Source organism: Luteitalea sp. (genome assembly GCF_022842525.1).
Lineage (GTDB): Bacteria > Acidobacteriota > Vicinamibacteria > Vicinamibacterales > Vicinamibacteraceae > Luteitalea.
Genome location: NZ_JALHPM010000113.1, coordinates 1 through 22,699, shown reverse-complemented (window position 1 = coordinate 22,699; position 22,699 = coordinate 1). Strand labels below are relative to the sequence as shown.

General features: G+C 69.2%; 20 protein-coding genes. 6 read left to right on the top strand and 14 right to left on the bottom strand.

The annotated features are described in order from the left end of the window. The 5 genes from Q0C41_RS20020 to Q0C41_RS20000 all read left to right on the top strand — a co-directional run. Positions 1 to 475 (top strand): OmpA family protein (locus Q0C41_RS20020; RefSeq protein WP_291986720.1); only part of this gene is annotated, 475 nt, incomplete at its 5' end. Positions 476 to 487: 12 nt separating this feature from the next. Beyond that, a complete protein-coding gene (ybgF, locus tag Q0C41_RS20015; RefSeq protein WP_291986718.1) occupies positions 488 to 1,396 on the top strand; it encodes a tol-pal system protein YbgF in 909 nt (302 codons plus the stop codon). 173 nt (positions 1,397 to 1,569) lie between these two features. Beyond that, positions 1,570 to 2,058: a single-stranded DNA-binding protein gene (gene ssb / locus Q0C41_RS20010; protein ID WP_291986716.1), complete on the top strand. Its 489-nt coding sequence runs from the start codon at positions 1,570 to 1,572 to the stop codon at positions 2,056 to 2,058. 71 nt (positions 2,059 to 2,129) lie between these two features. Then, positions 2,130 to 3,116, top strand: coding sequence for an aldo/keto reductase (locus Q0C41_RS20005; RefSeq protein WP_291986714.1), 987 nt, complete (start codon positions 2,130 to 2,132; stop codon positions 3,114 to 3,116). Positions 3,117 to 3,121: 5 nt separating this feature from the next. Continuing rightward, a complete protein-coding gene (locus tag Q0C41_RS20000; protein ID WP_291986712.1) occupies positions 3,122 to 3,745 on the top strand; it encodes a carbonic anhydrase in 624 nt (207 codons plus the stop codon). On the opposite strand, the gene ptsP is transcribed toward Q0C41_RS20000, so the two are convergent. Genes ptsP through guaA form a run of 13 tightly spaced genes read right to left on the bottom strand, consistent with a single transcriptional unit; the run spans position 3,742 to position 20,789 of the window. Next, positions 3,742 to 5,424: a phosphoenolpyruvate--protein phosphotransferase gene (gene ptsP, locus Q0C41_RS19995; RefSeq protein WP_291986722.1), complete on the bottom strand. Its 1,683-nt coding sequence runs from the start codon at positions 5,422 to 5,424 to the stop codon at positions 3,742 to 3,744. The two genes, Q0C41_RS20000 and ptsP, sit on opposite strands and share 4 nt — an antisense overlap. A 7-nt stretch (positions 5,425 to 5,431) precedes the next feature. After that, a complete protein-coding gene (locus tag Q0C41_RS19990) occupies positions 5,432 to 5,698 on the bottom strand; it encodes an HPr family phosphocarrier protein (protein WP_291986710.1) in 267 nt (88 codons plus the stop codon). Positions 5,699 to 5,705: 7 nt separating this feature from the next. Next, positions 5,706 to 6,137: a PTS sugar transporter subunit IIA gene (locus Q0C41_RS19985; protein ID WP_291986708.1), complete on the bottom strand. Its 432-nt coding sequence runs from the start codon at positions 6,135 to 6,137 to the stop codon at positions 5,706 to 5,708. 17 nt (positions 6,138 to 6,154) lie between these two features. Next, positions 6,155 to 7,075 carry an RNase adapter RapZ gene (gene rapZ, locus Q0C41_RS19980; RefSeq protein WP_291986706.1) on the bottom strand — a complete coding sequence of 307 codons (921 nt, stop codon included), beginning with the start codon at positions 7,073 to 7,075 and terminating at the stop codon, positions 6,155 to 6,157. Next, entirely contained in the window at positions 7,072 to 8,037 is a 966-nt protein-coding gene (gene hprK, locus Q0C41_RS19975) for an HPr(Ser) kinase/phosphatase (protein WP_291986704.1), read from the bottom strand. Before hprK ends, rapZ begins: the two co-directional genes overlap by 4 nt. 15 nt (positions 8,038 to 8,052) lie before the next feature. After that, positions 8,053 to 8,625, bottom strand: a complete 573-nt coding sequence (gene raiA / locus Q0C41_RS19970; protein ID WP_291986701.1) for a ribosome-associated translation inhibitor RaiA — start codon at positions 8,623 to 8,625, stop codon at positions 8,053 to 8,055. A gap of 19 nt (positions 8,626 to 8,644) precedes the next feature. After that, positions 8,645 to 10,090 carry an RNA polymerase factor sigma-54 gene (gene rpoN, locus Q0C41_RS19965; RefSeq protein WP_291986699.1) on the bottom strand — a complete coding sequence of 482 codons (1,446 nt, stop codon included), beginning with the start codon at positions 10,088 to 10,090 and terminating at the stop codon, positions 8,645 to 8,647. A 27-nt stretch (positions 10,091 to 10,117) separates the two neighbouring features. Continuing rightward, the gene (lptB, locus tag Q0C41_RS19960; protein WP_291986697.1) at positions 10,118 to 10,843 is read right to left on the bottom strand and encodes an LPS export ABC transporter ATP-binding protein; all 726 of its coding nucleotides are present in this window, start codon (positions 10,841 to 10,843) and stop codon (positions 10,118 to 10,120) included. Further along, a complete protein-coding gene (gene lptC / locus Q0C41_RS19955; RefSeq protein WP_291986695.1) occupies positions 10,843 to 12,954 on the bottom strand; it encodes an LPS export ABC transporter periplasmic protein LptC in 2,112 nt (703 codons plus the stop codon). The genes lptB and lptC overlap by 1 nt, the downstream gene beginning before the upstream one ends. Continuing rightward, positions 12,954 to 14,690, bottom strand: a complete 1,737-nt coding sequence (gene recJ, locus Q0C41_RS19950) for a single-stranded-DNA-specific exonuclease RecJ (protein WP_291986692.1) — start codon at positions 14,688 to 14,690, stop codon at positions 12,954 to 12,956. The genes lptC and recJ overlap by 1 nt, the downstream gene beginning before the upstream one ends. Positions 14,691 to 14,715: 25 nt before the next feature. Beyond that, on the bottom strand, positions 14,716 to 15,687 hold the full coding sequence (locus tag Q0C41_RS19945) for an acetyl-CoA carboxylase carboxyltransferase subunit alpha (RefSeq protein WP_291986690.1): 972 nt from the start codon (positions 15,685 to 15,687) through the stop codon (positions 14,716 to 14,718). 10 nt (positions 15,688 to 15,697) lie between these two features. Next, positions 15,698 to 19,195, bottom strand: coding sequence for a DNA polymerase III subunit alpha (locus tag Q0C41_RS19940; protein WP_291986688.1), 3,498 nt, complete (start codon positions 19,193 to 19,195; stop codon positions 15,698 to 15,700). A gap of 7 nt (positions 19,196 to 19,202) precedes the next feature. Continuing rightward, positions 19,203 to 20,789, bottom strand: a complete 1,587-nt coding sequence (guaA, locus tag Q0C41_RS19935) for a glutamine-hydrolyzing GMP synthase (protein ID WP_291986686.1) — start codon at positions 20,787 to 20,789, stop codon at positions 19,203 to 19,205. Positions 20,790 to 20,869: 80 nt separating this feature from the next. Between guaA and Q0C41_RS19930 the strand changes: the two genes are divergently transcribed. Then, a complete protein-coding gene (locus Q0C41_RS19930; RefSeq protein ID WP_291986684.1) occupies positions 20,870 to 22,117 on the top strand; it encodes a PQQ-binding-like beta-propeller repeat protein in 1,248 nt (415 codons plus the stop codon). Here the strand turns inward: Q0C41_RS19930 and Q0C41_RS19925 are convergent. Then, the coding region (locus tag Q0C41_RS19925; RefSeq protein WP_291986682.1) for an aminotransferase class I/II-fold pyridoxal phosphate-dependent enzyme at positions 22,068 to 22,699 on the bottom strand (632 nt) is incomplete at its 5' end. The genes Q0C41_RS19930 and Q0C41_RS19925 overlap by 50 nt on opposite strands.

The following is a 22,699-nucleotide window of genomic DNA, read 5'->3' as shown; positions in this document are numbered from 1 at the left end:
CGGTGGCGCCGCCCCGCCGCCGCCGCCCGCCCCCCTGCCCGAGCCCGAGCCGCCCGTGGCCTCGGTACCGGTCGAACCGGCCATCTCGGGCACGTCGGTGGACTACAACGCGCGCTCGCTCGACGAGCTGAACCGCGAGAGCCCGCTCCAGCCGGTCTTCTACGGCTACGACAGCGCGGACGTGGCTGGCGACATGCAGGCCGCCCTGACCAAGAACGCGGAGATCCTCCGTCAGTATCCGAGCTGGGTGGTCACGATCGAAGGACACTGCGACGTCCGGGGGACCGCCGAGTACAATCTGACGCTTGGTGAGCGTCGCGCCCAGTCGGCGCGCGCGTACCTGATTTCGCTCGGAATTCCCGCCGAACGGCTCAAGACCGTGTCGTATGGCGCCGAGTTCCCGTTCGACCCGGGCACCACGGAAGAGGCCTACGCCAAGAACCGCCGCGCCCACTTCGTGGTCACCAGCAAGTAAGGACCGACATCCATGACGCGCATCGTGATCGGCGCCCTGACGGGCGTCCTGCTCGTGGGGCTGGCCCAGCCGGCCCACGCCGCCAACCGCGAACATCAGCAACTGATGGCGGACATCCGGATGCTGCAGGAGCAGTCGCAGCAGCTGCAGTTGGTGCTGGTGTCGCTGGCCGACACGCTGAAGACGCTCAACGCGAAGCTCGACGACCAGTCGAGCACGTCGCGCAAGCAGTTCGCCGACCAGAAGCTCCTCATCGACAATCTCAGCAGCGACCTGCGCGTCGTGCGCGAGCGTGTCGACGAGAACAACACGCGCGTCGGCACGCTCGGGCAGGAGCTCACGTCCCTGCGCGACGCCGTCAACACGCTGCCCTCGCAGCTGATGCCCCCGCCGGCGCCCGTGACGATGATCCCGGGTCCCGGAGGCACGATGGTGCCGGCACCGGCAGGTCCCGCCGCCGGCGCACCGGGGACGGCAGGTCCCACCGCCCCGGTCACGGCCGCACCGGTCCCCACCGGACCAGCGGGCGGGCTCTCGCCGCAGCGGATGTTCGACACCGCGCAGGCCGACTACGCCGCCGGCCAGTGGCCCCTGGCGATCTCGGGGTTCGAGCAGTTCATCCGCTCCTTCCCCACCAGCGACAAGTCCGACGACGCGCAGTTTTACATCGGGGAGTCGTACCAGCTCGACGGCAAGTTCAAGGAAGCCGTCGGCGCGTACGAGCAGGTCATCGCCGACTATCCGAGTGGCGACCGCGTGCCGCAGGCGCTGTACAAGCGCGGCGTCGCCCTCAGCCTGCTCGGGGAGAACGACCGCGCCCGCGAAAGCTTCCAGCAGGTGATCCGCAACTACCCGCAAAGCGAGGTCGCAGTGCTGGCCAAGCAGGTGCTCGACGGGTTGAATCGGCGCCCGCGGGACTAGCGGCGCGGCCCTCGTGCTTGGCAGGATGTGTCAAACGCCGTGCGCGTTCGTCGTCAGTCCCATGTCGTGATCTGCGCATGACGCATGAGGCATGAGGCTTGACTGGTACCCCCACGGGGTCGTGGGGGCGTGATGGGCCCGGGACGCCCGGGTAGAGAGAGAAGAGTCAGCGTATGGGCAGCGTCAACAAGGCGATCCTGGTCGGCAACCTCGGGCGGGACGCGGAACTGAAGTTCACCGGCAACGGCTTCGCGATCGCGCGGTTCAGCATCGCCACCACGGATCGCCGCAAGGACAGCAAGACCGGCGAGTGGGTCGAGAAGACCGAGTGGCACCGCATCGTCCTGCTCGGCAAGCAGGCCGAGTCCCTCCAGGACTACCTGAAGAAGGGCAAGCAGATCTACGTCGAAGGCCGCATCGAGACGCGGTCGTGGGACGACAAGGACGGCCAGAAGCGGTACACCACCGAGATCGTGGCCGACCGGATCCAGTTGCTCGGCGGCGCCGGTGGTGGCGGTCGCGGTGGGAGCGGCGGCGGGCGCAGCGAAGACGACTACGACTACGGCGGCGGCTCGGGTGCCTCGAGCAGCAGTGGCGGCAGCAGCGGCGGCGGCTTCGACCCCATGGGCGGCGGCGAAGGCGACGACGACATTCCGTTCTAGGCGCGCCGACGCCTGACGCGCACGGTCATGCGGCACATCCACGCGTCATGTCAGTCCGATGACGGTCTGACATGACGCCTCGCCCCTTCGGTACCACCGGGTCCCTCCTCTCCCCCATTGCCTTCGGCGCGATGCGCATCACTGCGGATGCCGACGGCACCTCGTCGGTGCTGCGTCATGCGCTGGAGCGGGGGATCACGGCCATCGACACGGCACGGAACTACGGCGACAGCGAGGCCATTGTCGGGCGCACCTTGCGCGCGTGGCAGGGGCCGCGCCCCTGGATCTCCACGAAGGTCAAGCCCCTCGACATCTCCAACTGGCGCTTCTACGTGCCGATGGCCCACCAGTTCACCCCCGCGAGCATCGTCGAATCGGTGGAGACGAGTTTGCGAACGCTGGGCGTCGACTGCGTGGACTTCGTGCAACTGCACCAGTGGTACTACCGGTGGGGCCGCGAGACCGCCTGGCTCGAGACGCTGCATCGACTGCGCGACCAGGGCAAGGTGCGCTCTGTGGGTGTCAGTGCCCAGGACCATGAGCACGATGCCCTGCTCGGCCTGATCGAGACCCGCCGGGTCGATGGCGTGCAACTGGTCTTCAACGCCTTCGAGTCGCGGCCGCTGGTCAGCGTCGTGCCGCTGGCGTTCGAGCGAGGGGTCGGGGTCATCGCGCGGTGCCTCTTCGATCACGGCGGGGCCCTTGCTGGCGCCGCCACCCGCGAGTCCCTCAGTCGCGACGTCAAGCTGGCCATGGCCTCGCCCGAGATCGTCAGCGAATACCTGGCGCGAGTGGATCGCCTGCGACGCGAGGCCATCGACCACGGCATGGACCTGGTGGAACTGTCGGTCCGGTTCGCCCTGGGCCACCCCGGGATCTCGACCATCGCCACCTCGCCGGCCACCGCCGCTCATGTGGATGCGGTGATCGAGGCGGCGGCGAAGGGCCCGCTCGAGGCGGCACTCTTCGACCGGGTCTGCCGCGCACACGTGTGGGTCAAGAACTTCTACTACTTCAGCGCGGCCACCGTGGACGGCAACCCGCGCGTGCAGGCGTGAGGCACATGGACGACAGCCCGGCCGATCCGCTCGTGACCGCTGACGCCGCGTTGCATCGGCTGATCGAGGGCAACGCCCGCTACCGTGCCGGACACCCGCGCTTCACCGGCATGCGGCCCGAGATGCTGGCGGAACTCTCGCACGGTCAGCAGCCCTTCGCGACGATCCTCGGATGCGCCGACGCCCTCGTGCCGCCCGAACTGATCTTCGACGCCGTGCTCGGCGAACTGTTCGTGATCCGCGTCGCAGGCCACATCCACGCGCCCGATGCGTCCGCCAGTCTCGACTATGCCCACGCGTGTCTCGACACGCCGTTGCTGATGGTGCTCGGGCATGAGGGCTGCGGCGCCGTGCGGGCCGCGCTCGAGTCGCGCGCACGCCGCGCCTCGAGCGATCCAGGCATCGAGGGCCTCGTCGAGGCGATTCTCCCGGCACTGGCCGAGGTCAATGCCGAACTGTCGCCGGATCGGCAGCTGTCACGGGCCGTGGAGGCCAACGTGCGCCTGGCGATGACCCGCATCGCCGACTCGGCAGAGGGGCGTCGCCGACTCGAGGCGGGCCGGATGATGCTCGTCGGCGCCGTCTACGACGAGGGCACTGGACGCGTGCGGCTGCTCGACGTGGTCTAGGGCACCGCGACCCTGCCGACGTCACCCTCGTAGAGCGCGCGGAGCGCGGCATCGCGGGCCTCGTCGATCGTGCAGTCGCGCACGGCATCTCGCGCCTGCCGCAAGGAGGTCGCGGCCATGCTGAACTCGCGCAGACCGAGCCCGAGCAACACGCGCAGCAGCGCCGCATCCGCGGCCATTTCCCCACACACGGCCACGCGTCGCCCATGTCGCCGCGCCCCGCGCACGACCATGCGAATCAGCCGCAGCACGGCCGGGTGCTTGGGGTCGTACAGGTGCTGCACGCGGACGTCGCTGCGGTCGGCGGCCAGTGTGTACTGCGTGAGGTCGTTGGTGCCGATGCTGAGGAAGGCCGCATGTCGTGCCAGGCGGCCGGCGTCCAGCGCCGCGGCCGGCACTTCCACCATCACCCCGGCCGGCGGCGGCGTCATCCCGATCTTCTCCGCCTGCGCCCGCAGCATCGTGATGGCGCGCGCCACCTCGTCGGCGCTCGTCACGAAGGGGAACATGATGCGCAGGTTGCGCCCCGCGCCGGCCCTGATCAGCGCGCGCAGCTGACGCTCGAGCAACTCGGGGCGAACGAGGCCGAGGCGAAGCCCCCGCATGCCGAGCCGTTCACGTGGCTCGACCTCGAACAACTCCGGTAGTCCCATCTCCTCCGGCGTGATGTCGAACGTCCGGATGGTGACCTCGCGATCCCCTGCGTGGTCGAACACCGCCCGGTAGGCGTCGACCTGCTGCTGCTCGCTGACGTTGCCAATCGGCTGTCCGCCCAGCAGCAACTCCGAGCGCACGAGTCCGAGCCCGGCGGCGCCTTCGCGCAGGGCGAACGGCACGTCCTCGGGCCGTTCGATGTTGGCATACAGCTGCAGCGGCACATCGTCGGCCGTCAGCGCCGGGCCGCTGAGTGACGGCTGCGCCGCGGCCACGGGCTGCAGCCGATGGCGGGTGGCGGCGATGACGGCGGGCGGTGGGTCGATCGCGATCACGCCGGTCGTGCCGTCCACCAGCAGGACAGCGCCCGGCGGTACCATCCGCGTCGCTTCCTGAAGGCCGACGACGGCCGGAATGCCCATGGAGCGCGCCAGGATCGCCGTGTGCGCTGTGCGCGTGCCGGCGTCGGTGGCGAGGGCAGCCAGGCGCGACCAGTCCAGTTGCGCCGCCACCGAGACCGGCAGGTCGTCGGCAACGAAGACGCACGGCTCGGCAAACCGCGCCAGTTGCGCGTTCAGCCAGTTGGCGTCACTGTCGTCGCGCTGCAGGTTGGCCCGGACACGCCCGAGGACGTCGCTGAGATCGCCGTGGCGCTCCTGCAGGTAGGGATCCTCGATGGCGCGCAGCCGCTGCATCAGTTCCTCGCCGGCCTCGACCACCGCCCACTCCGCGTTGACATGCCGCGATCGAATGAGGGCATCGGCGCGCTCGCGCAGCAACGGGTCGGTCAGCATCAGCAACTGCACGTCGAACATCCCGGCGATCTCGGCGCCGAGCACGTGACGGGTGCGGTCGCGAATCTCCTCGAGCTGCACCCGGGTGCGCTCGGAGGCGTCCGACAGCCGCGCCTGCTCGCTCGCGACGTCTTCGTTGGCGATGCGATAGCGGACGTCGTGCGCCCGCAGCCGAACCACCACGGCGGGGCCCACGGCCTCACCTGGTGCGACAGCCACCCCGGTCAGCATCAGCACGTCACGACTCCCCGAATCCCTCGGCCACGAGTGCGACCAGGGCCGCGACGGCAGGCTCGGCATCGGTCCCTTCGGCCCGGATGACGATCGACGATCCCCGCGCGGCCCCCAGCAACAGCAAGCCCAGAATGCTCTTGCCGTCGAGCTCACGCGACCCGCGCGCGACGCGGATGGTGGAGGCATACTGCGAGGCCAGCCGCACGAACCTCGCCGCCGCTCTCGCGTGCAGGCCCAGCGGATTCACGATCGTCACCTCGCGCGTCACCATGGCCGCGTCATCCCGCGTCGGGCCGCATCAGATCCGACGCCACGCGAATCGCCTCGCGGGCGTGCTCGCGGACCTGCCGCGCGATGCCGAGCAGGCCGGCGTGGCTGGGATCGAGATTGGCGAGCTTGACGAGCATCGGCAGGTTGACGCCCGTGATCACCTCGACCCGATCGTCCTCCAGGAAGGTGATGCCGAGATTGCTCGGCGTGCCGCCGAACATGTCCGTCAGGATGAGCACGCCGGAGCTGCCCTGCACGCGCGCCACCGCCGCGGCGATCTGATCCCGGGCCGCGTTCGGGTCGTCGTGCCAGCCGAGCGCCACGGCTTCGAAGCGCACCAGCTCCCCGGCGATCATCTCCGCCGCGTTGACGAGCTCATGGGCCAACTGGCCGTGGGTCACGACCACCACGCCCAGTCCCTGTCGATCGGTGTCAGGCACGTCAGTCCTCGCTGATCCTATTCCTGGGCGATGTCGCGATGGCGCACGCGCAGGCGAATGCCGCCGACGGTCGCCACGCGGCGCTTCAGCTCTTCGGCGATGGCCACCGACCGGTGCTTGCCACCGGTGCATCCGATCGCCACCGTCACGTAGCTCTTGCCCTCGGCGGCATAGCGGGGCAGCAGAAACGCGAGCAGATCGCCGACGCGCTCCAGGAACATCGCGTAGTCGTCGTACTGCTCGAGAAAGGCGCGGACCTCGGCGTCGCGGCCGGTGTGCGGCCGCAGGTCGGGTACGAAGTGCGGGTTGGGCAGGAACCGCGCGTCGAAGACGAGGTCGGCGTCCAGCGGCACGCCGTGCTTGAATCCGAAGCTGAGGAACGTGACCACCGGCCCGGCACTCGTGCCACGGTCGCGCGACGCCGCCATGAACGCATGCCGCAGTTCGTGCACGGTCATGTCGGTCGTGTCGATGATCTGGTCCGCCATGGACCGGATCGGCGCCAGTTGCTCGCGCTCGGCGCGAATGCCCTCGCTCACCGACTGGTTCTCGGCCAGCGGATGCGGGCGGCGCGTCTCGCTGAAGCGCCGCACCAGCGCCGCGTCCGTCGCGTCCAGGAAGATCAGCCGCGGTTCCAGCCCCGGCATGCCCTGCAGGGCCTGATAGGCCTCCGGGAAGGACTTCAGCAGCGAGCGCTCGCGGATGTCGACGACGACCGCGGCCCGGGTGATCTCGCCGCCCGTCCGGAGGGTGAGCTCGGCAAACGTCGGGATCAGCGCGACGGGCAGGTTGTCGACGCAGAAGTACCCGAGGTCCTCGAGGGCGCGAATCGCCTGCGTCTTGCCGGACCCCGACAGGCCCGTGAGCACGATGAAGCGGCTCATCGGGGCGTGATCCCCGGAGGCCGGGACGGGGGTGACGGGTGCGCGTCGACTCATGACTCCCCTGCCTTCAGTTCGGCCTCGAGGCGGGCCGCCAGGCGCTGCGCCGCCGAGATGCCGCGCGCGAGCAGCAGATGGCGTCGCGCTGCCACTTCGACGAGGATGCCGATGTTGCGGCCGGGGCCGACCGGCAACGTGACCACCGGCACCGGCAGGCCGAGCAGCGGCTCGGTCGCCTCGTCCAGCCCCAGTCGCTCGTACTCGGTGTGGCTGTCCCAGCGGACCAGCCGCACGATGAACTCGACCTGCATCCGCTGACGCGTCGAGGCCACGCCGAACAGGTCCTGGACGTTCATGATGCCCAGGCCCCGCACCTCCATGTGATGCCGGGTCAGCGCCGGCGAGGTCCCGACCAGCACCGACCCGCGACGCGTGATCTCGACGGCGTCGTCGGCCACGAGGCGGTGACCGCGGACGACGAGGTCGAGCGCACATTCGCTCTTGCCGATGCCGCTCTCGCCGAGCAGCAGCACTCCGAGGCCGAGGATGTCCACGAGCACGCCGTGCATCGTGGTCATCGGCGCCAGTCCCTCCTCGAGCACACCCGTGAGCGCCACGAGGGTCTCCGACGTCAGGACGTCGGTCGACAACACGGGCACGCCACGCGCGTCGGCCATCTCGACCAGCACGGGGTCGATCGGCAGGCCTGCCGTCACGACCACGCAGGGCAATCCTGGCCGCAGCACATCCCGCAGGCGGATGGCGCGTTCCCCGGGTTCGAGGCCGGCGAGATACTGCACCTCACTCCGCCCGAACAGCAGCACCCGCCCGTCTTCGAGGTACTGCGGCTGCCCGGTCAGCGCGAGGCCCGTCTTCTGCAGGGACACCCGCGTGATGCGGCGCCCCAGTCCCGAGCCCCCGGCACGCAGCGCCAGGTCGCCCAGCGGCGTCCCGGCGCACCGCGTCAGGAGATCACGGACCGTCAGGCCCTGCGAACCGGAGTCGGGGATGGCGACCATGGGGCCAGCCTTCGGTCAGGCGTCCGCGTCGACGAGGCCGACGTGCCCATCGGCGCGCCGCACCAGCACCTGGAGGCGATCCAGCGCGGCGTCTCGGAAGACCACCACGGAGCCGGGCGCGGCGTCCAGTCGCGGCAGGGCATCCTCGAGCAGCATCGGCTTGGCCGAGGGACGCCGGACGCGAATCACACGGGCCGACACGGCCTCCTGTTCCCCACGCACCGCGGCCCGACGCACCCGGGGCGCCTCGACGACGACGGCCTCGACGGCGTCCTTCGCCACGGCCGGACGCCGCTTGCGGGCCTCGAGCTTGCCCTTCACCTTCTCGGCCTGGTGCTCGACCTTGGCAATGGCCGCCGTCACCGCCGCGCGCGCCGTCGGGGCCTGGCCGTGGCCGCTCAGATCGTGATCGCCGCGCGTGGTCACGCGCACGTCGGCGTTGACGCGGTCCTTCTGGACCTGCAGCGCGACCTGTGCCGAGATGATGCTGCCGTGGAGGAGACGGTCCAGCTTCTCGAGCCGCGTGGTGACCACTTGTCGGAGAGCCGGCGTGATGGTGAGGTTGCGCCCTGTCAGCGCGAGCCGCATGAGCGGTCCTTTCGCGAGGTCAGTACAGCACCTTGCGCTGGTTGGAAGTGGGAATGCGAAGCTCTTCCCGGTACTTCGCGATCGTCCGGCGCGCGAGCACGAGTCCCTCGCGCTGCAGGATGCTGACGATCTTCGAGTCGCTGAGCGGCTTGCGGCCGTCCTCGGCCTCGATGATCTTGCGGATCCGCTGCTTGATCGTCACCGACGAGACGCTCTCGCCGAACGAGCTGCTGATGCCGCTGTGGAAGAAGTACTTCATCTCGAACACGCCCTGGGGCGTGTGCATGTACTTGTTGTTGACCACCCGGCTGACCGTGCTCTCGTGCATGCCGATGTCCTCGGCCACGTCACGCAGCACCAGCGGCCGCAGGTGCTCGATGCCCAGGTCCAGGAACTCCTTCTGGAACTGGATGATGCTGTTGGCGACCTTGATGATCGTCTTCTGTCGCTGATCGACGGACTTGAGCAGCCACAGCGCCGAGCGGAACTTCTCCTTGACGTAGGCCCGCGTCTCGGCCGCCGACTCGTCGTTCTTGTTGTCGAGCAGCCGCTTGTAGACCGGGCTGATCCGCAGCTGCGGCAGGCCGTCGTCGTTGAGCACGGCGACGTACTGGTCCTCGACCTTGACGATGTAGACGTCCGGCATGACGTACTGTGACGGCGCGGGGTTGAAGCGGCTGCCGGGCTTGGGATCGAGATGCCGGATGATCTCGATGTGCTCCTTGAGCTGCTCGATGGGCATGCCCATCCGCTTGGCGATCTCGGGCACCTGGTGGTTCTGCAGCAGGCGGAGGTGCTCACCGACGATCGTCTCGGCCGGCGTGTCGGCATGCCCGAGGTACCGCAACTGCAGCGAGAGGCACTCCTGGAGGTCGCGCGCGGCGACGCCGACCGGGTCGAGGTGCTGGAGAATCAGCAACACCGTCTCGACCTGCGTCTGGGACCAACCCCCCATCTGGGCCAGTTCGTCCACCGACGCCATCAGATACCCGTCGTCGTTCAGGTTGCCGATGATGGCTTCGCCGATCTCCCGTTGGTCGGGGGAGATGTCGGGACGCATCGACAGCTGCCAAAGCAAATGGTCGGCCAATGACCCGGACGTCGAGAGCGTGTTCTCGATCGGCGGCAGTTCCTTCACCTCGACCGGCATCCGCGATCGGTACCCGCCGTCGTCGAGGTACTCGCCGAAGAAGTACGCGTAGTCCTGCTCGTCCCAGTTGGCGTCGGGCCGGTCGGGCTTGGGGACCTCGGGCGCCTCGGGCTCGGAGGTCTGGGCCTGGGAATCCACCGCCTGGGCTTCCTCGGTGGGAATTTCCTCCAGCATCGGATTCTCGACGATTTCCTGCGTCAGGAGCTCAGCCAGCTCGAGCGTCGTCATCGGCAGCAGCTTGATGGCCTGCTGCAACGACGGCGTCAGGACGAGCTTCTGCGACAGGCGTGTCTGGAGCTTCTGCGTGATGGCCATGGTCTGGGCTACGTGAAGACGGAGATCTCAGTCGAGCCGGAAATCGGTCCCGAGGTAAATGCGCTTGACCTCCTCGTCGGCCGCCAGCTCGCCCGGCGTACCGCTCTTGAAGATGGTGCCTGCATGCACAATGTGCGCCCGATCCGTGATCTTCAGGGTCTCCCGGACATTATGGTCCGTAATCAGCACGCCGATGCCACGATTTTTCAGGTGGAAGATGATTTTCTGGATGTCGGAGACGGCAATCGGGTCGATGCCCGCAAACGGCTCGTCCAGCAGGATGAACTTGGGGTTGTTGACCAGGGCGCGCGTAATCTCTACTCGCCGCCGCTCGCCCCCGGACAGCGTGTAGGCCTTCGAACGGGCGAGATGCGACAGGGACAGCTCCGCCAGCAGTTCCTTGCACCGGGCCCGCCGCTGCGCGCCATCCAGACTCAGGGTCTCGAGAATGGCCAGCACGTTCTGCTCGACGGTCAGGCCCCGGAAGATCGACGCCTCCTGCGGCAGGTACGCCAGCCCCTTGCGGGCCCGGACGTAGATCGGGTCCTGCGTCACGTTCACCCCGTCGAGGGTGACGGTGCCCGAGTCCGGCCGCGTGAGCCCGACGCACATGTAGAACGTCGTCGTCTTGCCGGCGCCGTTGGGCCCCAGCAACCCGACGACCTCACCCGATTGCACTTCGAGGCTGACGCCGGCCACGACGGTGCGTCCGCCATAGGCCTTGGTGAGCCGGTCCGTCTGCAGCAGCGCCATTACGAGGGCTTCAGGGCGGGGCACGTCCCGGCGGTGCGGCCCTGCGTACGCGTGGACTGGTTGCCGTCCACGGTGATGACGTCCGATGCGCGGAAGAACGTCAGGCGCCGGCCCGTCGTCTCGCGACACTCGCTGGGGAACTGCTCGAGGACCACGACCGGCGTCCCGCCCATCACATAGCGCCCGTCCTTCGTGAAGTACGTCAGGCGCGCGCCGGTGGCGTGACGCGTCGACGTCTGCAGCGTGACGGCGTCGTAGGCCTCGAGGCGATCGAGCTCGCGGCCGCCCTCGAGCAGGAACATCTCGATCCGCGTGCCACGCAGGTCGCCATCCCGGGTGCTGACGAGCCGCGCCGTGTTGCGCAGGATCGCCTTCCGCTCCTTGTCGAGGTACTCGAGCTCGTTGGCGGTGCCGGTGGTCACGTTGCGTTCCTTCTTCCCACTCGCGGCATCCAGTTCCTCGAGTTCCATGACCGTGCGCACCGTGCCCACGGCCCGCAGGTTGCCGGTGTCCTCGTCGAGCGTGAGGGTGTCGCCCTTGATCGACGTCGCGCCCTGCCAGATCTGGGCGTCGCCCGTGTAGACGGCCTGCTTCGCCTTGCGTTCGAGCTTGCCGGCGGTGACGTTGACGGGCTCGTCGGCCTTGAACATGCCTGGACGCGCCGGCCCGTCGCCGCCGCCCTGCAGCACCGACCGCACGTCCGTCTCGGCCAGCACGTCGTCGCCGCCGCCCAGGATGTTGACGATGCGGGCCTGCACGGAGCCGCGGGTATCGTCGATGCGCGCCATCTGCGTCGTGCCTTCGGCACTCAACGTGATGTCGCCGGACTCGGTGCGATAGACGAGGCGCGGCGACGAGGCCGTCCGCGTGGCGTCCTTGACCGCCACCATGCCGTTGAACGTCGCGCGATCGATGGCGTCGAGGGCCCCGTTGGTCTGCAGGTCGAGGGTCTGGGCGGTGATGGTGCGGTCGAGGGCGGCGAGTCCCTTGCCGGCCGCGCGCGTCTCCTTGAAGGTGACGTTGTTGGCAAAGGTCGCCGCGGTGAGGCCGCGGCCAGGCTGCCCGATGCCGGTCAGCGCATCGCCGTTGATGACGCGCGCCGGCGTCGCCCCGGCCTGCGGCATCGCGAGTTGCACGGCATCCTGCGCCGTCAGCCCGGTCATCGTCGCCCCATCGGCATCCAGCTGCATGTCGATGATCGCGGCCGCCAGGCGCCGCCCGACCCCGCCGCCCTGGCCGCGGAACTGCACCACGGCCCGCTCGGCGAGCGTGACCTGTCGCAGCGTGCGACCGTCCGGCTGGTACGCCAGGTTGATGTCGGTGGCGGCCATCTGCTGCAGCTGCTGCGGCGCCGGCAGGGACACCGCCGACTGCCCTCGCAGTTCGATCAACTCGACGATGTCGGCCGTCGGCTGCATGAAGACGGTGACGCTGTCACCGGAGAGGGTCTGCCCGTCGCGCTGCACCGAGGCCGCGCCGTCCAGGCGGATGTAGCGCTCGGCGCGGGCGAAGCCGGCCGACCCCGAGGCCATGTGCAGTTCGCCCTGCCCCTTCGCGTCGGCGCCGATGTCGATCTTCGCCCGCTCGAGCATCCACAACACGTCGCGCGTGTTGTCGTAGGTGGCGCCCAGCGACGACCCGGTCATGCGTTCCCTGGAGAAGGCCACATCGCCGGGAATGCGGATGATGCCGTCGGCGGCATCGTAGGTCGCCTCCGGCCCGGTCATGGTGAGCGCGTCGGTGGTCGTCAGCTGGACGTGGCCCGTCAACCGGACCTGGGCATTGTCCTTGGTGACCTCGGCCTCGTCGCCCTTGATGGTGAAGCCGCGTCGGTCGTCGCGCGGGGGCACGGTGACGACCACCTGCTGGAACACCGTGCGTCCGTCGGGATAGGTGCGCAGGCCCTGGTGCTGCAGGTCGAGGTCGCGCGCCTCACCCCGCGTCCGGGTGATGAGGCCGCCGCTCGACTCGATGACGGCGTTGGGGTCGGTGCGCGGATCGGTCACGTCGCCCGTGGCGATCGGTCGTCCCCGCACCTGCAGGCCGAGCCACGTCGCAAAGCCGAGGGCAAAGGCCGCCAGCAGGTACCGCAGGAACCGGCGGACGCGCATCAGACCGGCTCCGGCACCGTCGGCTCCGGGCAGCGCAGGTCGGCCACCGTGAGCTCGAGTGTGGTCTCGCCGCGAAACGTCTGCTTGTCGAGCGAATACGCCAGGCGCAGCGACTGTCGATGCTGCTCCCACTGCGCGGCCTTCTCGGCTGCCCGCCACGCGATGGCGTTGAAGACGCGCCCGTCCTGCCGCACCTGGACCTTGAGGTGGCGGTCCTTGATGCGGCGCGGCGTGCCGAGCAACTCGACGCCGGTGGCATCGAAGACCGGCTTGGCGTTGGCCAGGCCGAACGGCGCCATCTGCTCGAGGCCGGCCACGACCCGCGAGTCGATCCCGGCCAGCCGCAGTTCGCTGTCGATACGCAGCCGCGGCATCAGGTCAGTCGGTTCGAGACAGGCCAGCCCATGCGCGTTGATGCGGTCCCGGAACTCCGGAATCCGGGCGGCGTCCATCGTCAGGCCCGCGGCCTGCTTGTGGCCGCCGTACTTCTGGAACAGATCGGCACACCCGTCGAGCGCGCCGAGCATGTTGAAGGCAGGAATCGACCGGCACGAGCCGTGCGCGATCCCATCCTCGATCGACAGGACGATCGTCGGCTTGTAGAACGCGTCGACCAGCTTGGACGCCACGATGCCGATCACGCCGCGGTGCCAGCCCTCCCCCGCCACGACCAGCACGTTGTGGGCGCCGATGCGCACGTCGGTCTCGACCTGCTTCTTGGCGTCAGCCACGATGTCGGCTTCGTAGGCCTGCCGGCGCGTGTTCTCCTCGCCGAGCTGCTCCGCCAACCGACGCACCTCGTCCAGTTGCGCCTCGTCGCTCGCCAGCAGCAGGCGCGTGGCCAGGTCCGGCGTGCTCATCCGCCCGGCGGCGTTGACCCGCGGCGCGATGACGAACGCCACGTGGAAGCCGTCGATGGTCTTGTTCTGGAGTCCCGCCGACTCGAGCAGCGTGCGCAGCCCCACGGTGTGCGGCCCTTGCGACAGCCGCTCGAGCCCGAGCTTGGCGATGATGCGGTTCTCCCCCACCAGCGGGACCACGTCGGCCACGGTACCGATGGCCGCCAGTTTCAGGAAGGCCGGCAGCCACTTCTCACGGCCGAACCGCTGGCACAGGGCCTGGACGACCTTGAACGCCACCCCCACCCCGGCGAGGTGCTTGTCGGGGTACGTGCAGTCCACCCGCTTGGGGTTGATCACCGCGAGCGCCGACGGCAGTTCGGCTTCCGGCTCGTGGTGATCCGTGATGATCAGGTCGACGCCGAGTTCGCGGGCGCGGCGCGCCGCCTCCGCGCTGCGAATGCCGCAGTCCACCGAGACGATGACGCGCACGCCCTCGGCGTGCAGCCGCTCCACCGCCGGGGCCTGCAGGCCATAGCCGTCGCGGAGTCGCTCGGGGATGAAGTGCGTGACGTCGCCGCCGAGCAGCTCGAGGGCGCGGCGGAGAATCACCGTCGAGGTCACGCCGTCGACGTCGTAGTCGCCGTGGATCGCAATCCGCTCGCGTCGCTCGAGCGCGGCACACAGCCGATCGACGGCCGGCCGCATGTCGGCCAGACCGTAGGGATCGTGCAGTTGCGAGAGTTGCGGATACAGGAAGCGGTGCGCCGCCTCCGGGTCGCCGTGGCCGCGATGACAGAGCAGGCGGGCGACGACCGGCGACACGTCGAGTGCGGTGGCCAGCGATTGCGCGGCTACCTCGTCACAGACGACGGGATCCCAGATCAGTGTCCGCATGATGCGGCGTGCCGGACGAGCACGCTCAGGAGGCCGTACCGGAGATCTCGGCGCCAAGGCGGCCGATGCGGCGGAACTTCTCGTAGCGATGCTCGAGGCGCTCGGCGGTGCTCATCGCCATCAACGTCTGGAGCGCCGGCCAGAGGGCGGCGTCCAGGTGCGAGGCCGCGAGGTCGTAGTCCTGATGGGCGCCGCCGGCCGGTTCGGGGATGATGCCGTCCACGATCTCGCGCGCCAGCAGGTCGGGCGCCGTCATCTTGAGGGCGTCGGCCGCCTCGACCTTCTTGGCGGAGTCCCGCCACAGGATGGCGGCACAGCCCTCGGGCGGGATGACGCTGTAGACCGCGTACTCCTGCATCAGCACGGTGTCGCCCACCGCGATGCCGAGCGCGCCCCCACTGCCCCCCTCCCCGGTCACCACGACGAGAATCGGCGTCTCGAGCACGGCCATCTCGCGCAGGTTGACGGCAATCGCCTCGGCGATGCCGCGCTCCTCGGACTCCATGCCGGGGTAGGCGGCCGGGGTATCGACCAGGCAGATCACGGGGCGGCGGAACTTCTCCGCCATCTTCATCGCCCGCATGGCCTTCCGGTACCCCTCGGGGCGGGCGTAGCCGAAGTTCCGCGTGATCTTCTGCTTGGTGTCACGTCCCTTCTGGTGCCCGACGATGAGGACCGGCTGGTCGTGATACTGGGCGAAGCCCGTGATGATGGCCTGGTCGTCGCCGAAGCGGCGATCCCCGTGGATCTCGGTGAAGCCCGGCCACAACCGGGCGACGTAGTCGAGCAGGTACGGACGCTGCGGGTGCCGCGCCACCAGGACGCGCTGCCACGGCGTGAGCCGGGCGAACAGGTCCTGGCGCACCTGGCGGGCGCGGGCCTGCAGGCGCGCGATCTCGCCGGCGCGCTCGGGCGTCGGGGGCTGGCTGCCGAGCTGGTCGATTTCCTTCAGCAGGGCGGCGACGGGTTCCTCGAACTCGAGGGTGTCCACGGACATGGAGGTCAGGTTACCGCAGTTTGACGGCACCGACGCCGCAGACACGCTCGAGGTCGGCCACCAGTTGTTCGGACGGGCGCACCTGCACGGCCGCGAGTTCGGCGCGCACCCGCATGGCCCGCGGCAGGTCGCGGATTTCGACGTCGAGACGCACGCGCCGGTCGCCCCGATGACGCAGCAGGACGTCGGCCACGGCCTCGAACATCATCCGCGACGGCGTCTTGAGCGAGATGGCCACCTCGCGCGACAGCGTCTCGTTGAGCGAGGACAGGGGCTTGATCTCGCTGGCGAGGATCTTCGGCGTGTCGTCGCCGGCCTCGAGCTTGCCGCGCACCAGCACCATGCGGTCGTTCTCGATGGCCTGGCCGAAGTTGCGGAACGTCTCGGGGAACGCCACCACCTCGAGCGACCCGTCGAGATCCTCGAGCATGAAGGCCGCCATCCGGTCGCCCTTCTTGGTCTTCACGTGGCGGACACCGCCGATGATGCCGCCGACCAGGACGTCGGCCGCCGCTTCGGTGCACTGCGCGATGGGCTTGGCGCCGGCCTTGGCCAGGTCCTCCTGGTGGGCGGTGAGCGGGTGTCCGCTCAGATAGAGGCCGAGCGCCTCCTTCTCGAAGGCCAGGACCTGGGCGGTTGGCCACGGATCCGCGTCGGGCAGGGCCAGATCCGGCGTTGTCGAGGCATCGCCGTCGTCCTCGCCGCCGCCGAGGAGCGCGTCGAAGAGCTGCGTCTGGCCGCGGTCGCGATCCTTCTGGATGCGGTTGCCATGCTCGAGCGCGCGATCGATGGCCGCGCAGAGCCGGGCCCGCCGCGACGTGATCGGCTCGTCGGCCGGGGCCAGCGAGTCGAGCGCGCCGGCCTTGGCCAGGCTCTCGAGGACCCGCTTGTTCACCAGCCGCAGGTCGGCGTGCTCGCAGAGGATGCGCAGCGAGTCGATCCGGCCGCCGCGCTCGGCGCGCACCGCGAGGATGGACAGGATGGCGCCCTCGCCGACGTTCTTCACGGCGGTCAGGCCGAAGCGCACGCCCTCGGGCTCGACGGTGAACGGCAGCTGACTCAGGTTGACGTCGGGCGGCAGCACGGGCACGCCGAGGTCGCGGCACTCCCCCAGGTACGACGACAGCTTGTCGGTGTTCTGTGCCTCGATGGTCAGCAGCGCCGCCATGAAGTAGCGCGGGTAGTTGGCCTTGAGGTAGCCCGTCTGGTACGCCAGCAGCGCGTACGTGGTGGAGTGCGACTTGTTGAAGCCGTACCCGGCGAAGTACGCCAGCAGGTCGAAGATCTCGCCGGCCTTCTTCTCCGACAGCGTGTTCGCGATCGCGCCCTGCACGAACCGGTCGCGCTGCGCCGCCATGACCTTGGGGTCCTTCTTGCCCATGGCCTTGCGCAGCACGTCGGCCTCGCCCATCGTGAAGCCGCCGACGTCACGCGCCACGCGCATGACCTGCTCCTGATAGGCGATGACCCCGTAGGTGTCGCTGAGGATCGGCTCCATCTGCGGCACCATGTACGTGATCTGCTCACGGCCATGGCGGCGGTTGACGAAGCTGTCGACGACGCCGGCGCCGAGCGGGCCGGGGCGGTAGAGGGCGTTGAGCGCGATCAGGTCGTCGAACCGCGACGGCTTGGCCTTGCGCAGCACTTCGCGCATGCCCGACGACTCGAACTGGAAAACGCCAGCCGTCTGCCCGTCGGCAAACAGCGCATACGTCTTCAGGTCGTCCATCGGGATGGCATCGATGTCGAGCGTCTCGCCGCGCGTGCGCTTGATCTCCTTCAGCGCATCGTCGATCAGGGTGAGCGTGCTCAGGCCCAGGAAGTCCATCTTGAGGAGACCCATCCTCTCGATTTCCTTCATCGCCCACTGCGTCACGATTTCGTCGCGGGCCCCCTTGTACAGCGGCGCGTAGTCGGTGATCGCGCTCGGCGCGATGACCACCCCGGCGGCGTGCACCGAGGCGTGCCGGGTCATGCCCTCGAGCCGCTGGCCGATCTCGAGCAGCTCGCGCACCTTCGGGTCGCTGTCGCGCAGCTGCTTGAGCAGCGGATTCTCGACCAGCGCCTTCTCGAGCGTCATGTCGAGCGCGGGCGGAATCAGCTTGGCGACCTTGTCGACCTCGGCGTAGGTCATGTCGAGCACGCGCCCGACGTCGCGCACCACCGCCTTGGCCTTCATCGTGCCGAAGGTGATGATCTGGGCGACGTTCTCGCGGCCGTACTTGCGCGTGACGTACTCGATCACCTCGCCGCGCCGCCGCTCGCAGAAGTCGATGTCGATATCGGGCATCGACACGCGTTCGGGATTGAGGAAGCGCTCGAAGATGAGGTCGAACTCGATCGGATCGACGTCGGTGATGCGCAGGCACCATGCCACGACGCTGCCGGCGGCCGAACCTCGGCCCGGCCCGACCGGAATGCCCTGCTCGCGGGCATACCGGATGAAGTCCCAGACGATGAGGAAGTACCCGGTGTACCCCATCTTCTGGATCATCGCGATCTCGTAGTCGAGTCGCGCCGCGTACTCGTCGAGGGAATGGCGCAGGGCGCCGCGACCGATCAGATCCTGCAAGCGCGGCAGGCGCCCGGCGAAGCCCTCGCGTGTGATCCGCTCGAAGTGGCCGTCGAGCGTCTCCCCCGCCGGCACGTCGAAGTTGGGCAGGTGGTACTTCTTGTCGTCGAGGTTGACGTGGCAGCGCTCGGCGATGCGGGCCGTGTTGGTCAGCGCATCCGGATACTCCCCGAACCGCTCCCACATCTGCTCCGGCGTCTTGAGGTAGAACTCGTCCGAGCCGTACTTCAGCCGGTGCGCATCGTTGACCGACTTGCCCGTGCCGATGCACAGCAGGATGTCGTGCGGCTTGTGGTCGCCGTTGCGCAGGTAATGGACATCGTTGGTGATGACCATCGGCAGATCGAGCTCGCGGGCCAGGCCCGGCAGGCCATCGTTGACGATCTTCTGCTCGCGCAGGCCCTGGTACTGCATCTCGAGGAAGAAGTTGCCCTTGCCGAAGATCTCGGCGTACTGCCCGGCGGCCGTGCGCGCCTTCTCGATCTTGTCCTTGTAGATGCCCTCGGCGACCTCGCCCTTCAGGCAACTGCTCAGGCCAATCAGGCCGGCACTGTGCGTCTGCAGCAACTCCTTGTCGATGCGCGGCTTGTAGTAGAACCCCTCGGTGTAACCCGAGGACACGAGCTTGATCAGGTTGTGATAGCCGACGTTGTTCTCGGCCAGCAGCACCAGGTGGTTCTGTGTCTCGCCGGGCACGCCACTGCGCTCGCGGCGATCCCCGGGGGCGACGTAGACCTCGCAGCCGAGGATGGGCCGCACGCCATGCTTCTTCGCGGTGTCGTAGAAGATCACCGACGAGAACATGTTGCCGTGCTCGGTGACGGCCAGCGACGGCATGCCGAGGCGCGCCGCCTCCTTCATCAACTCGTCGACGCGACAGGCGCCGTCGAGCAGCGAGTACTCGGTGTGCAGGTGGAGGTGGACGAAATCCTTCACGCGCGCGCTACTCCCACTCGATGGTGCTGGGGGGTTTGCTGCTGATGTCGTAGACCACGCGGTTGATGCCGCGGACCTCGTTGATGATGCGACTCGAGACGCGCTTGAGCAACCCGAACGGCAGCGGCGCCCAGTCCGCCGTCATGAAGTCGGTGGTCTGCACGGCGCGCAGGGCCACGACGTGCTCGTAGGTCCGCCCATCGCCCATCACGCCGACGCTGCGCACCGGCAGGAACACGGCGAAGGCCTGGCTGGTCAGGTCGTACCAGGTCTTGCCGGTCGCCTCGTCGCGCGTATGGCGCAGCTCGTGGATGAAGATGTCGTCGGCCCGGCGCAGCAGGTCGGCATACTCGGCCTTCACCTCGCCGAGGATGCGCACGCCGAGGCCCGGCCCCGGGAACGGATGGCGATAGACCATCTCCGGAGGCAGCCCGAGCACGAGCCCCAGTTCGCGGACCTCGTCCTTGAACAGCTCGCGCAACGGCTCGAGCAGCGACAGCCCCAGCGTCTCGGGCAGGCCGCCGACGTTGTGATGGCTCTTGATCGTCTTGGCCTTCTTCGTCTTCGCGCCCCCCGACTCGACGACATCGGGGTAGATGGTGCCCTGCGCCAGCCACTTCGCGTTGACCAGCGAGGCCGCCTCGGCCTGGAACACCTCGACGAACTCGCGCCCGATGATCTTGCGCTTCGCTTCCGGATCGGTCACGCCGGCCAGGTGCCCCAGGAACTGCTCGCGCGCGTCCACATGCCGCACCCGGGCCTGCAGCCGCCCGACGAACATCTCCATCACGAGCGTGGCCTCGTTCAGGCGCAGCAGTCCGTGGTCCACGAACACGCACGTCAGCTGATCGCCGATGGCGGCGTGGATCAACGCCGCGGCCACGCTCGAGTCGACGCCTCCCGAGAGGCCGAGGACCACCTCGTCGGAACCGACCTGCTCGCGAATGCGCGCGACCGCTTCCGCGACGTAGTCGCCCATGCGCCAGTCGCCGCGCCCACCGCAGATGTCGCGCACGAACCGCGTCAGGATCGCCTGCCCCTGCTCGGTGTGCGTGACCTCGGGGTGGAACTGCAGGGCGTAGTAGCCGCGCGCCTCGTCGGCCATGCCGGCGATCGGGCAACTGGGCGTCGAGGCCATCAGCCGGAAGCCCGGCGGCATCGCCGCCACCGAGTCGCCGTGACTCATCCAGGCCCTGAGCATGCCGTGGCCATCCACCGAGCGGAAGTCCTCGATGTCTTCGAGCAGCTTCGTGTGCCCGTGCGCCCGGACCTCGGCGTAGCCGAACTCCCGGTGGTCACTCCACGAGACCTGCCCGCCGAGCTGGGCCGCCATCGTCTGCATGCCGTAACAGATGCCGAGCACCGGGACGCCCATCTGCCAGACCGCCTCGGGCGCCCTCAGCTGATGGTCCTCGTACGTGCTGCCGTGGCTGCCCGACAGGATGATGCCGATTGGGGCGAGACGACGGATGAGGTCGTCGCTCACGTCGTGCGGATGGATCTCGCAGTACACGTGCGCTTCGCGTACGCGGCGCGCGATGAGCTGCGTCACCTGCGACCCGAAATCGAGGATCAGGACGGTCTGATGTGACATGGAGACGTCGGAATGCCGGAATGCCGCCATGCCCGAATGTCGAACACATTCTTCGTTCGCGGAGCCAGTATTATAGCGGAGTGTCTGGCACTCGGACCACAACATCTCGCGGTCTTTCGGGCATTCACCGCATTCGCTGGGCGGCAGCGGCGCTCGCCCTCGCGTTCGCGTTCGAGGGTCGCGCCCATGCCCAGGCCGGTCCGCCGCCCACGGCCCCGGTCGCGCCCCCCGCGGCGCGGCCCGCCGCGAAGCGACCGTCGGGCACACTCCCGCTGTTCCCCCTGCGCCTGCGCTGGTCGGCCGAGCTGGACAGCCCACCATCGGCCGGCATCGCGACCGACAACGTCCGCGTGTTCGTCCCGCTCACCGCCGGCGGGCTCGTCGCCGTCAGCGCCGAGTATGGGGGCGTCCTCTGGCGCGCCGACGTGACCACGACCGTGCGCCCGGCCACCGCCGACGACCGTGTCTACGTCGTCGGTGGCGACGCCTTGCAGGCGCTCGACGGCGGTTCCGGCCAGACGGTCTGGCGGGTGCCCCTCTCGGCGCAGGTGTCGGCACCGGTCGTCGCCCGCTCGGGGTGGGTGATCGCGGCGCTCGCCAACGGCGAGGTGCTGGCCCTGCGTGGGGCCGATGGCACCGAGGTCTGGCGCCAGACGCTGTCGGCGCCAGTCGTGGCGCCGCCGGTCATCAACGGCGACCGCCTCTACCTCCCCGGCGCGGATGGCATGGTGCGCGCGCTGAACGTGAGCACCGGGGCCGCCATCTGGACCCAGGCGCTCGGCGGCAGCATCGTGACCATCGCCCCGCTCGGCGCACGGGTGTACGTCGGCTCCACCGACAACTACTTCTATTGCCTCGACGATGCGCAGGGGCGCGTGCGGTGGCGGTGGCGCGCGGGCGCCGATCCCATCGGGTCGGCGATCGCCGACGATGAACGGGTGTTCTTCACGTCGATGGACACGGTGGTCCGGGCGCTCGATCGCGGCCACGGTGCGCAGCGCTGGCGTCAGCCGCTGCCGTGGCGGCCACGGACCGGGCCGCTGCGTGTCGGCAACACGCTGGTCGCCGCCGGCATCGCCGTCGACCTGCGGGGCTATGCGATGGAGACCGGGACACCGGTCGGCGAGTACGCCCTGAGCGAGAACCGACTCGAAGTGCTCGAGGGCCCGCCGATCGTCATCACCCGCGCGACGCTGCCGGGAGACTTTCTGGTCGCGGCGATCGCCGACGGGCGTCTCGTCGCGCTCGAGCACGTCTTCGGCCTGCCGGCCAAGCCGCTCACGGACCTGCCGGGGGAACGGGTGGCCCTGACGCCGCCGCCGTCCTGATCACCCCCGCCAACCGGGCGATGCCGTCCTCGATCCGTGAGACCGACGCCGCGCAGAACGCAAGCCGCAGGGCGTGGTGCCCCGACCCGTCGACGAAGAACGGCGCGCCTGCCACGTAGATGACGTTGGCCTCCACCGCGGCCGGCAACATCGCCCGCGTGTCCAGGCCCTCGGGCAACTGCACCCACAGGAAGAAGCCGCCGCGCGGCGGTGCCCAGGACGCGAGGCCCGTGCACTCGCGAGCGAGGGCGCCCGCCATGACATCGCGCTTGTGGGCGTACGTCTCGCGCAGGCGCGGCAACTGGGCGTCGAGCACGCCGCGCGTGATCGCCTCCAGCACCAGTCGCTGATCGAGGGTGCTGGAACAGAGGTCGGCCGACTGCTTGGCCACGTCGAGGCGTTCGATGACGGCCGGAGGCGCCACGACCCAGGCCGTGCGGAACGCCGGCGCCAGTGTCTTCGACGTGCTCTGCAGGTACACGACCTGCCCCTCGTCATCGTCGGCCTTGATCGGGCGCGTGTCCTCGGCCCGGGTCACGTCCGGGAACCACAGATCACCGTACGGATCGTCTTCGACGAGCA

Bases quoted from the DNA above. Each gene is read 5' to 3' on its own strand.
- ybgF (WP_291986718.1), top strand. From the start codon at position 488: ATGACGCGCATCGTGATCGGCGCCCTGACGGGCGTCCTGCTCGTGGGG.
- ssb (WP_291986716.1), top strand. From the start codon at position 1,570: ATGGGCAGCGTCAACAAGGCGATCCTGGTCGGCAACCTCGGGCGGGAC.
- Q0C41_RS20005 (WP_291986714.1), top strand. From the start codon at position 2,130: ATGACGCCTCGCCCCTTCGGTACCACCGGGTCCCTCCTCTCCCCCATT.
- Q0C41_RS20000 (WP_291986712.1), top strand. From the start codon at position 3,122: ATGGACGACAGCCCGGCCGATCCGCTCGTGACCGCTGACGCCGCGTTG.
- ptsP (WP_291986722.1), bottom strand. From the start codon at position 5,424: ATGCTGACCGGGGTGGCTGTCGCACCAGGTGAGGCCGTGGGCCCCGCC.
- Q0C41_RS19990 (WP_291986710.1), bottom strand. From the start codon at position 5,698: ATGGTGACGCGCGAGGTGACGATCGTGAATCCGCTGGGCCTGCACGCG.
- rapZ (WP_291986706.1), bottom strand. From the start codon at position 7,075: ATGAGTCGACGCGCACCCGTCACCCCCGTCCCGGCCTCCGGGGATCAC.
- hprK (WP_291986704.1), bottom strand. From the start codon at position 8,037: ATGGTCGCCATCCCCGACTCCGGTTCGCAGGGCCTGACGGTCCGTGAT.
- raiA (WP_291986701.1), bottom strand. From the start codon at position 8,625: ATGCGGCTCGCGCTGACAGGGCGCAACCTCACCATCACGCCGGCTCTC.
- rpoN (WP_291986699.1), bottom strand. From the start codon at position 10,090: ATGGCCATCACGCAGAAGCTCCAGACACGCCTGTCGCAGAAGCTCGTC.
- lptB (WP_291986697.1), bottom strand. From the start codon at position 10,843: ATGGCGCTGCTGCAGACGGACCGGCTCACCAAGGCCTATGGCGGACGC.
- lptC (WP_291986695.1), bottom strand. From the start codon at position 12,954: ATGCGCGTCCGCCGGTTCCTGCGGTACCTGCTGGCGGCCTTTGCCCTC.
- recJ (WP_291986692.1), bottom strand. From the start codon at position 14,690: ATGCGGACACTGATCTGGGATCCCGTCGTCTGTGACGAGGTAGCCGCG.
- Q0C41_RS19945 (WP_291986690.1), bottom strand. From the start codon at position 15,687: ATGTCCGTGGACACCCTCGAGTTCGAGGAACCCGTCGCCGCCCTGCTG.
- guaA (WP_291986686.1), bottom strand. From the start codon at position 20,789: ATGTCACATCAGACCGTCCTGATCCTCGATTTCGGGTCGCAGGTGACG.